The 10953-nt window shown below is 33.0% G+C and carries 5 protein-coding genes; 1 reads left to right on the top strand and 4 read right to left on the bottom strand.

Annotated elements, in window-relative coordinates:
- Nucleotides 1-285: 285 nt before the first annotated feature.
- Together V5787_RS11115 and V5787_RS11110 are read right to left on the bottom strand one after the other, a co-directional pair.
- Nucleotides 286-1470, bottom strand: a complete 1185-nt coding sequence (locus V5787_RS11115; RefSeq protein ID WP_336893286.1) for a pyridoxal phosphate-dependent aminotransferase — start codon at nucleotides 1468-1470, stop codon at nucleotides 286-288.
- 47 nt (nucleotides 1471-1517) lie between these two features.
- Nucleotides 1518-2609 (bottom strand): acyl-CoA desaturase, encoded by a 1092-nt coding sequence (locus tag V5787_RS11110; protein WP_336893285.1) that lies wholly within the window; start codon nucleotides 2607-2609, stop codon nucleotides 1518-1520.
- 118 nt (nucleotides 2610-2727) lie between these two features.
- Here V5787_RS11110 and rsmG point away from each other — a divergent pair, with 118 nt between their 5' ends.
- On the top strand, nucleotides 2728-3357 hold the full coding sequence (gene rsmG, locus V5787_RS11105) for a 16S rRNA (guanine(527)-N(7))-methyltransferase RsmG (RefSeq protein ID WP_336893284.1): 630 nt from the start codon (nucleotides 2728-2730) through the stop codon (nucleotides 3355-3357).
- A gap of 24 nt (nucleotides 3358-3381) precedes the next feature.
- On the opposite strand, the gene V5787_RS11100 is transcribed toward rsmG, so the two are convergent.
- Nucleotides 3382-6291, bottom strand: coding sequence for a GEVED domain-containing protein (locus tag V5787_RS11100; protein WP_336893283.1), 2910 nt, complete (start codon nucleotides 6289-6291; stop codon nucleotides 3382-3384).
- A 435-nt stretch (nucleotides 6292-6726) separates the two neighbouring features.
- The gene (locus tag V5787_RS11095) at nucleotides 6727-10821 is read right to left on the bottom strand and encodes a GEVED domain-containing protein (RefSeq protein ID WP_336893282.1); all 4095 of its coding nucleotides are present in this window, start codon (nucleotides 10819-10821) and stop codon (nucleotides 6727-6729) included.
- Between the last annotated feature and the right edge of the window lie 132 nt (nucleotides 10822-10953).

Here is a 10953-nt window from a genome sequence, read left to right as displayed (position 1 = left end):
TAAAAACTAAAGGAAAATGAACCAAAAAATAGATCCATAACTAAGATAAACAATGAAAATAAGAAAAAAAAATATAAATTTTAGATTTAAAAAGTCAAAATTGAAATCTAAAACTGAAAAGAGCATTATGCAACGGTCTTATTTATATTTATAACAGGCTGTTCATTGATGTTTGAATGCTGTAATTTGATAATAGGTGAAGGGTGTTGTTTGAACGTTTTTTAAATATAAAATCCTCGGGAGTTTGTCCCGAGGATTTTATATTTATTTACTAAGAGCTTGACTTTATGCTAGTACCTTTTTAATTCTTTCAATAGCTTCTCTTAATTGTTCTTCTGAAGCAGCATAAGACATTCTAATACAATCAGGTGCGCCAAATGCTTCTCCTGTTACTGTTGCGATGTTCGCATGTTCCAATAAAAACATAGAGAAATCTGAAGCTGTTTTAATTTTATTTCCTTTTATAGTCTTTCCAAAGAAATAAGAAATATCCGGGAATACATAAAATGCTCCTTCTGGGATGTTTAATTTAAATCCTTTAACTTTTCCTAAAAGGTCTAAAACGATATCTCTTCTTTTGTGGAATTCATCTACCATATAGCCAATTTTAGTTACAGGAGCATCTAAAGCAGTAATTGTTGCTCTTTGAGCGATACAGTTAGCACCTGAGGTAATCTGTCCTTGAAGTTTGTTACATGCTTTAGCAATCCATTCAGGCGCTCCAATATATCCAATTCTCCATCCTGTCATAGCAAAAGCTTTTGCAACTCCATTAATGGTAATCGTTCTGTCGTACATACTTTCGATGGCAGCAAAACTAAAGTTTCCAACTCCATAATTGATATGCTCGTAGATTTCATCTGAAACCACAAAAATATTAGGGTATTTTTCTAAAACTTTAGCCAAGGCTCTGTATTCTTCTTCAGAATAAACAGTTCCACTAGGATTGTTAGGAGAGTTAAAGAAAATTAATTTTGATTTAGGAGTGATTGCTGCTTCTAATTGCTCTGGAGTGATTTTAAAATCTGTATCAATAGAAGAAGGGATTTCTACGTAAGTTGCTTCAGCTAAAATTGAAATAGCAGAATAACTAACCCAGTAAGGAGCTGGTAGTAAAACTTCGTCACCTGGGTTTAATAGTACTTGTGCAACATTCGCAATGGATTGTTTAGCACCCGTAGAAACCACAATTTGGTTTGGATTATACGAAAGATTATTGTCTCTTTTAAATTTTTTACAAATAGATTCACGTAAATCTAAATATCCATTTACTGGACTGTAAGAATTGTAGTTGTCCTTTACAGCTTGTATAGCAGCCTCTTTAATGAATTCAGGAGTATTAAAGTCTGGTTCCCCTAAACTTAAACTGATAATGTCTTTTCCTTGTTCTTTCAGTTCTCTTGCTTTAGCAGCCATTGCTAAAGTAGCAGATGTTGGTAAACTGTTAATTCTGTCTGATAATTGTTTCATTACTAATAAAGTTGGGTTATTTGATTTGAAGAGTAAACATAATGTATTTAATGATAAACAGGGTTTATTCCTAATGTTTTTAACTGATGGAAATGTTCTTTTATTGCCCTTGTCATCGTTTTGTATTCATGATAAGGCAAGTTAAATTCCTTAGTCGTTTCTTTGACTATTTTCGCTAGTTTTCCATAATGAATATGGGAAACATGTGGAAATATATGATGTTCTACTTGGTGATTTAATCCACCTGTACAAAAGGTTACAAATTTACTGTCTGGTGCAAAGTTTGAAGTTGTAAATAATTGGTGTATCGCCCAAGTATGTTCCATGTTTCCGTTCTTGTCAGGTAATGGCATGTCCGTATTGGGTACAACATGAGCCAACTGAAAGACCAAACTCAATATCAGTCCTGCTGTATAATGCATCGCAAAAAAGCCAATAAAAATTTCCCACCAAGCAAGGTCTAAGTAAATTATCGGTAATCCTACCCAAAATGAATAGTATAAAACTTTAGAGAGAATTAAAGTAAGCCATTGAATCTTTGGGTTTGGGAAGTCTCCATAAGAGAGTCCTCTTTTTAAATAACGTTTTGTCTGTTTGAAATCTGTTGTAATCGCCCAGTTGATTGTTAATAGTCCATAAAGGAAAAATGAATAATATTTTTGTAGATGATGAATTTTTAACCATTCCGAGTGTTTAGAGAAACGAATTATTCTACCCGCATCTATATCTTCATCATGTCCTTTTATATTTGTATATGTATGGTGTAAAACATTATGCTGTACTTTCCAGTTGTAAACGTTTCCAGCTAGGATATAAATACTGCTTCCCATTAATTGGTTTACCCATTTTTTGTTCGAAAAGGAACCGTGATTACTATCGTGCATCACATTCATTCCTACGCCAGCCATTCCTATTCCGCATATAATCATAAGCAATAACATTGCCCAGTTCGGTAAAGAAACAGTTAATACGATAAGATAGGGTATAAATAATAAAGTAAACACTAAAACTGCCTTGAAATATAACTTCCAATTACCCGTTCGAGCAATTTTATTTTCTTTAAAATAGCCATTTACTCGTTTGTTTAAAGTTCTAAAAAACTTCGCACTGTCTATTCTAGAGAAATTTATTTTTTCCATGTGTTATGAATCAATTGCAAAAATAACCTTTTTTTAGCTCACACAAATTTAATAATTCATATTAATACACTATAAGATAATTAAAAGATATTACTTTTACCTCCAAATTGATTCGAATATGAAATTAATAAAAAAATATTTTCCAGAGCTTAGTGACTTACAAGTGAGTCAATTTGAAAAGTTAGAAAATCTGTATAAAGATTGGAATTCAAAAATTAATGTGATATCTCGTAAAGATATTGATGAATTGTATATCCGTCATATATTACATTCTTTGGGTATTGCAAAAATTCAAGCCTTTGTCCCTGGAGCAAAAATATTGGATGTTGGGACTGGTGGTGGTTTTCCTGGAATTCCATTAGCGATTCTTTTTCCTGAAACAGAATTTCTATTGGTAGATTCAATTGGAAAAAAAATTAAGGTAGTTCAAGAGGTTGCAGAAGCTTTGGGTTTAAAAAATTTAAAAGCAGATCATATACGCGCGGAAAAAGTAAAGGGGGAATTTGACTTTATTGTGAGTAGAGCAGTAACCACCATGCCTGATTTTGTAAAATGGGTACGAAAAAAAATCACCAAAAAGCAAAAGCATAAATTAAGAAATGGAATTTTATACCTAAAAGGAGGTGATTTAACCGCAGAGCTTTCCGTTTTTACAAGTACAACACTTTACAATTTATCGGATTATTTTAAAGAAGATTTTTTTGAAACCAAAAAAGTGGTGCATCTTCCAATAAAATACAAACCTTAAAGCATCAATTCCTCCATTTAAAAATTAAGGAACAAGTATTTGTTTAGCAATCGTTTTTCCTTTGGAATTTACCTTTACAATATAAATTCCGCTTGTTAAATTTGAAACTGCTAGTTCTTCCTTTGAAACATCTTCAGAAGTGTTCCAGGTTTGAATTAAAGATCCAACGATGTTGTACAAATAAACGTTTTCAATATTTGTACTGTTTGTATTATCGATGACTATTTTTTCTTTATTGGAATTGTAGTAGATATATAATTTTTCAGTGATTAAATCACTGTTGTTATTTAAGGAGTCATCTAATTTAAAAGTTAATACAAAACGATCTTCGTATAGATCTTCATTTAGAAAAAGGGTAATTTTATTGTCGTTTATTTTATAGGTTTGATTTGTTAATTTATCTTTGATAAATACATCTCTGTTTATGGCCTGCCATTCATCAATGGTTATTGTAATATCTCCAGTATATCCCATTACTAAAACAAGAGGTATTTCAAGGTCTTCATGGAGTTGTTGTACGCCTGAAATGCTATATTTTCTGTCGTTGTCGGGAAATTTCCAGTAAATATCAGTTGAACCTAAGTCGAAAAGAACTGAATCATATCCATTGTCATGGGCGAATGAATTGTTTTTGTTGAATGAAATTCCGATTTGTCTATGCATATTTATAGCTTCATCATTAATATAGTTAAGGCCTAACTTAATAATTGGAAGATTAGAATTGTCATTAGCTAGAGATAAGGATATTTCTTTTTTTGTTTTTTCGATTTTAAAAAATGTAGATTGATCACCTAGTTTGATAAATTCTCGTTGACTATTATTAAAGGTTATTGTACCTCCAACAGAATTACTAGACACAAAAAATCCTTGACCCACAGCAATATACTCTTTAGGTGCTTTATAGGAGCCGTCTCCCAAAGAAGGTGTGGAGGAATCCTCATCGTCATTTGATTCAACCAGGTTCGCAGCTAATCCCATAGAAATATTTCGAGTTCCATAACCGCCAATATAACCTGCGTAGTAATGTCCAGAAGTGTCCGAGCTATTTTCGTCTTCAACTCCTACATGTTCCCAAAAATATAAAGTACCATCAATGACATTTGAATTGTCTTCTATGAATTTTTTTGCACTGATTGCTGATGTATAGGGATTTCCTATTAAAGAAGTTTGAAAGCCACCAATAGTCGTCGTTAATATTCCGTCTTTTGGAGTTCCTACAAAAGTGTAATTTTGTGCAACTCCTGGTCCCTTTAAGGTAAAGCCATTCACTTGTTCGATGATTCCATCTGATTTTTTTTGCAGCCAATTGGATAAACCACCATCACCGTTGGAATAGGTGTAAATCCAGTATTCGGCTATTGAAATAGGACTGGTAGTACTTCCGTCGTAACCTCCTACGAAATTGATGTCTAAAGCAGTTGAATTGGCGCTTGTTACTTCTGTTCCATCTTTTAAAACAGAAGCTACAGTATAATTGGAAGCTCCTATAGTATTAACGGGAGAGCTTAAATAATTGTATCTATAAATACTCGCAACATTTGATTTTTGATCAATATATAGTTTGCCGATTCCCGATGTGTTTTTTTCACTTGTATGCGTTTGTATTAATTGTGAGGTGCCAGCAAGCCTAATCTCAGCGTCTGAGTTGATATTGAGATTGTCTGATACTAAAAGTAAGCTGTCTGTTATTGTAAATTTTGAGGAAGACGAGACCTCTAAACTCCTGGCAGACAGAGATGTAGAGATGCTGTAATCTTCACTTACAACTACTGCTCTAGAACGGTCTGGCAGGCCATTTGTCCAATCGCTGCCTTCTCTGATTGTCTGACCAAAAAAATGTGAGCCTAATAAAATATTTGTATTTGTTGCTGCAGTATTTACCTCGGAAATTAATGGAGCGTGAGGATGTCTTTCAGGTCCTCCATTAGCTAAATCTTTATAAGGGTCTAGGTTATCATCTATAAAAGAAATCCATTCGGAGGCATTGATGTCAGAATTGTAGTTTGTGATTTCATCGATTCTAACAGTAGAAGTATTATTTTTAATATTAGCGATGTCAAATCTATTATCCCAAGCGGTGTTATCTGTTGTGTAAGAAATGATCAAAATATCATTCTCGTCATCAAAATTGGCAATAAAATCATTTGTTAAAACGTTTGTTTGATAATTATTTAAAACTGAAATACTACTGTTGATTAATACAGAGTTCCCTGTTGATATTGAAGAAGGAATTGTATAAGTTGCATCTGGTGTAATTCCCGATTGTGAACCTGTTTTGTTTTTGTATAAAGCTATATTTATGATGTTTTCTGGAATTGCTTCCGAACTAGAATTGCTGATTTCGATCCATCTTTCTGTTGTTGAATAATGATAAATTTGTGTAAAGATAGCTGCTTCAAAGGCACTTCGGTCTTTTAGAGTTATTATGTTAATATTATAATCTTCTACTTCTCCTTTTTGATTGCCTAAATCACAAGGATCTTCATTTTCTGAACTCTGGATGATGGAAACTCTCAGCCTTGAGGTTGCTATGGTAGCATCATTAGGAACGGTAAATGTAAAGTTTTTTGTGTAAGTACCAGCGTCTGTTGATGTACGTTCAAAAGAATATATTTCTTCACTTGTAATGTCAAAAACACCATCATTATTAAAATCGATCCAGACTTTTAAATAACTAACTTTATTGTTAGTTTCGTAAGTAACTGAGGCAGAATAAGTAGTGGCACGTTCTAGACTCGTTGTAATAGTCTCATAATACTCGTAATTGTTAGATTGATGATCACTTTGGTTATTAATAGTTTCAAGAGTGACGTTGGAGATGTGATAACGTTCATTGTTTCCTATGTTTCCTGGACTACAATAGTTTTGAGCAACTGTATTAAAGCAGACCGCAAAGAAAAAAAACAAACCTAAAAGTCTTTTGTGTATTTCCATAATTGTTTATTTTATATTCTACAATTGTTTTTTCGTTTGCTGTTTTTTTTAGTCGTGTAGCTAATAATTTTATTGATGAGCGATTATTTATTAAATTTTAATAGTATATCTGTGGATGAAATTTCGATTCAAATTTAATAAATAATCGTTAGTATAACAAAACTTATTTTAACCAACTGTTATTCAGGTGTTTGTTTTTTTAAGATAAGATAGAAAAGTCGACTGTAGAGAGTGTGTTTAAATTAAAAACAAGAAGTAAAAAAGATCATAATAATTCAGCCTTTCATAAATACACCAAGTTTCATCTTGGTTTGTTTTATAAAAGGCTAAAAAATCATTTGATGCTAACTCCTAGGAAGTAAATACAAAACACTAAATTTCAATTATGGAGTTTATGTTTGTAAAACAGGAAGTATAAATACCTTCATTTAAAAATTAAGGAACAAGTATTTGTTTAGCAATCGTTTTTCCATTGGAATTTACCTTTACAATATAAATTCCGCTTGTTAAATTTGAAATGGCTAGTTCTTCCTTTGAAATATCTTCAAAAGTGTTCCAGGTTTGAATTAAAGATCCAACGATGTTGTACAAATAAACGTTTTCAATATTTGTGCTGTTTATATTATCGATGACTATTTTTTCTTTATTGGAATTGTAGTAGATATATAATTTTTCGGTGATTAAATCACTGTTGTTATTTAAGGAGTCCTCTAATTTAAAAGTTAATACAAAACGATCTTCGTATAGATCTTCATTTAGAAAAAGAGTAACCTTATTGTCGTTTATTTTATAGGTTTGATTTGTTAATTTATCTTTGATAAATACATCTCTGTTTATGGCCTGCCATTCATCAATGGTTATTGTAATATCTCCAGTATATCCCATTACTAAAACAAGAGGCACTTCGAGGTCTTCATGGAGTTGTTGTACGCCTGAAATGCTGTATTTTCTGTCGTTGTCGGGGAATTTCCAGTAAATATCAGTTGAACCTAAGTCGAAAAGAACTGAATCATATCCATTATCATGGGCGAATGAATTATTTTCGTTGAATGAAATTCCGATTTGTCTATGCATATTTATAGCTTCATCATTAATATAGTTAAGGCCTAACTTAATAATTGGAAGATTAGAATTGTCATTATCTAGAGATAAAGATGTTTCTTTTTTTGTTTTTTTGTTTTTAAAAAATGTAGATTGATCACCTAATTTGATAAATTCTCGTTGACTATTATTAAAGGTAACTGTGCCTCCATTTACGCTGCTAACAAAAAATCCTTGACCCACAGCAATATACTCTTTAGGTGTTTTATAGATGCCGTCTCCCAAAGAAGGAGTGGAGGGATCCTCGTCGTCATTTGATTCAACCAGGTTCGCAGCTAATCCCATAGAAATATTTCGAGTTCCATAACCGCCAATATAACCTGCGTAGTAATGTCCAGAAGTGTCCGAACTATTTTCGTCTTCAACCCCTACATGTTCCCAAAAATATAAAGTGCCATCAATGGAATTTGTATTGTCTTCTATAAATTTATTTGCACTGATTGCTGATGTATAGGGGTTTCCTACCAAAGAAGTTTGATAGATTCCAATAGTTGTAGTTAATTCTCCGTCTTTTGGGGTTCCTACAAAAGTGTAATTTTGTGCAACTCCTGGTCCTTTTAAGGTAAAACCATGCACTTGCTCGATGGTTTTATCTGAATTTTTTTGCAGCCAATTGGATAAACCACCATCACCGTTGGCATAGGTATAAATCCAGTATTCGGCTATCGAAATAGGGTCGGTAGCACTACCGTCATTACCTCCTACAAAATTGATGTCTAAAGCAGTTGAATTGGCGCTTGTTACTTCTGTTCCATCTTTTAAAACAGAAGCTATAGTATAATTGGAAGCTCCTATAGTATTAACGGGAGAGCTTAAATAATTGTATCTATAAATACTCGTAATATTTGATTTTTGATCAATATATAGTTTGCCGATTCCCGATGTGTTTTTTTCACTTGTATGCGTTTGTATTAATTGTGAGGTGCCAGCAAGCCTAATCTCAGAGCCTGAGTTGATATTGAGATTGTCTGACACTAAAAGCAGGCTGTTTGTTACTGTAAGTTTTGAGGAAGAAGAAATCTCTAATCTTCTGGCAGATAGAAGTTCAACAAGACTGTAATCTTCGCTTACAACCACTGCTCTAGAACGGTCTGGTAAGCCGTTTGTCCAATCGTTATTTTCTCTGTTTGTCAGGTTGAAAAAATGAGAACCTAATAAAATATTTGTGTTCAAATCTGCATTATCTACCTCGGAAATTAATGGAGCGTGAGGATGCCTTTCAGGTCCTCCATTAGCCAAATCTCGATAAGAGTCTAAGTTGTCATCCACAAAGGAAACCCATTCAGAGGAATCGATGTCAGAATTGTAGGTTGTGATTTCATCGACTCTGACAGTAGAAGTATTGTTTTTAATATTAGCGATATCAAACCTATTGTCCCAAGCGGTATTATCTGTTTTGGAAGAAATGATTAAAATATCATTCTCATCATCAAAATCGGTAATCAAATCATCTGTTAAAACGTTTGTTTGATAATTGCTTAAAACGGAAGAGCTACTGTTGATTAATACAGAATTTCCTACAGGTATTGAAGAAGAAACGGTATAGGTTGCATCTGGTGTAATCCCCGATTGTGAACCTGTTTTGTTTTTGTATAAAGCAAGGTTTAAAGTGTTTTCTGGAATTATTTCCAAACTAGAATTGCTAATTTCTATCCATCTTTCTGTTGTTGAATAATGATAAATTTGTGTAAACATGGCAGCTTCAAAGGTACTTTGGTTTTTGGGGATTATGTAAATATCATAATCTTCCATCTCACCTTCTCGATAATTGAAATTACAGGCCGAATCTAGCGCTGCGTTCTGACTAATACTAATCCGCATTCTAGTTTTTCCTTCTTTGGCTGTTTCAGGGATAAGTATATCTGTAAGCTCGATTGTGATTTGTGTAGCGGAATCACCTGGGATAACCTTACTATAGATTTTTTCTCCTTCGTCGTCAAAATCACCATCATTATTAAAATCAATCCAAACAACTATGGCGGTAACGCCGTATCCCGCTCGGGTATACTTAATTGATCCGGAAAAAGTTTCACCTGCTGTAAGGTCTGTAGAGACTCCTGAGTAATAAGTGTATTCGTCTGCGCTATTGTCACTATCGTTATCAATAGATCCAATAGAAGTGTTGGTTATGTAATAACTACTGTTACCACTACTGTTTAAATTACTATCGCAATATTCAATTTCAATAGTTGTAAATGTTTCAGAAGAACTGTAATCATTACATGGAACATTAACTTTAATTTGAATTTCATATTCAATACCATCATAAAGGTCTGTTAAACTAATTGAATTTGTAGACGAAATGGATTCAGTCCAGTTATCCTCTGTTGTAGGCTTGTGTCTTATTTTAAAATCGGAAGCTCCGTTAGCATCCCAAATAATAGTAGCTGTACTTTCCGTAGTATCTGAAATTAATATATTTGAAGGAGTTATAGGTGTTTCTATAATGATGGTTTCAGTGCTCGTAACAGTTGTACCACCATAATCAAAATGCCAATCAATTGTAAAAGTTCCTGTATTAGAAAAATAAGTATCGTCTGTAGTTGTCGCTTCTATTAGTTCACGACACTGAAAATTTAAAACAGGAATCGTTGCAGTATAACTACAATACGCTGTAGTTGGTTCGATAATTGGAGCTATAAAATCGCCAGTATACTTAGATACATTCACAGTTGTTGTACAAGTGCTTGTTAATCCTTGAGAATCTTCAACCGTTAATGTTACTGTGCTTGGAATGCCAACGTCATCACAGTTAAATTGAGTTTTATCGATGCTTAAAAATAAGTTGTCAGCGTCATAGTCATCTGTAGATCCATTATTAATATCACTTGGGCTAATTGTTGCATTCCCAGAAACGTCTAAAGTGATGTCTAAATCTCCAATACAGTTTGCTGTCGGAGCTTGATTTGTTTCGATGATGTTGATATTATAATCTTCTACTTCTCCTTTTTGATAGCCTAAATCACAGGGGTTTGCATTGGTTATATTCTGCCTGATGGAAACTCTCATTCTTGAAGTTGCTATGGTAGCAGTATTAGGAACGGTAAATGAGAAGTTTTTTGTGAAGTGTCCAGTGTTTATTTCATTGTGATTGAAAGAATAGATTTCTTCACTTGTAGTGTCAAAAACACCATCATTATTAAAATCGATCCAGATCTTTAAAGTAACATCAACGTAATTTATAGCTTTGTATGTGACGGAGGCAGAATAAGTAATGGCACGCTCCAGACTTGTTGTAATTGTATCGTAATATTCGTATAAGTCGGCGTTATTAGTACTTGAATTATCAATCGTTTTCAGAGTGATGTTGGAAATATAATAATCTTTGTTGCTTCCTATGAATTCTGGGGTACAATATTCTTGAGCAACCGTATTGAAGCAGACTGCAAAGAAAAAGAATATGCCTATAAATGTTTTGTGTATTATCATAATTATTCCTTTTATATCCTACAATTGTTTTTTAGTTTGCAGAATATTTATTAGTCGTGTAGCTCATTATTTTGTTGATGAGCGATTAATGCTGAAACCTTAGAGGTTAAATTACGAGTGTAAGAAAGTTTC

Source organism: Flavicella sp. (assembly GCF_037132785.1).
Taxonomy (GTDB): domain Bacteria; phylum Bacteroidota; class Bacteroidia; order Flavobacteriales; family Flavobacteriaceae; genus Flavicella.
The sequence above is the reverse complement of the archived record's forward strand: the minus strand, read 5'-3'. Positions and strand labels throughout refer to the sequence as shown.

What these genes read in the sequence shown, in the direction of transcription:
- V5787_RS11115 (WP_336893286.1), bottom strand. Translation starts at nt 1,470, where the DNA reads ATGAAACAATTATCAGACAGAATTAACAGTTTACCAACATCTGCTACT.
- V5787_RS11110 (WP_336893285.1), bottom strand. Translation starts at nt 2,609, where the DNA reads ATGGAAAAAATAAATTTCTCTAGAATAGACAGTGCGAAGTTTTTTAGA.
- rsmG (WP_336893284.1), top strand. Translation starts at nt 2,728, where the DNA reads ATGAAATTAATAAAAAAATATTTTCCAGAGCTTAGTGACTTACAAGTG.
- V5787_RS11100 (WP_336893283.1), bottom strand. Translation starts at nt 6,291, where the DNA reads ATGGAAATACACAAAAGACTTTTAGGTTTGTTTTTTTTCTTTGCGGTC.
- V5787_RS11095 (WP_336893282.1), bottom strand. Translation starts at nt 10,821, where the DNA reads ATGATAATACACAAAACATTTATAGGCATATTCTTTTTCTTTGCAGTC.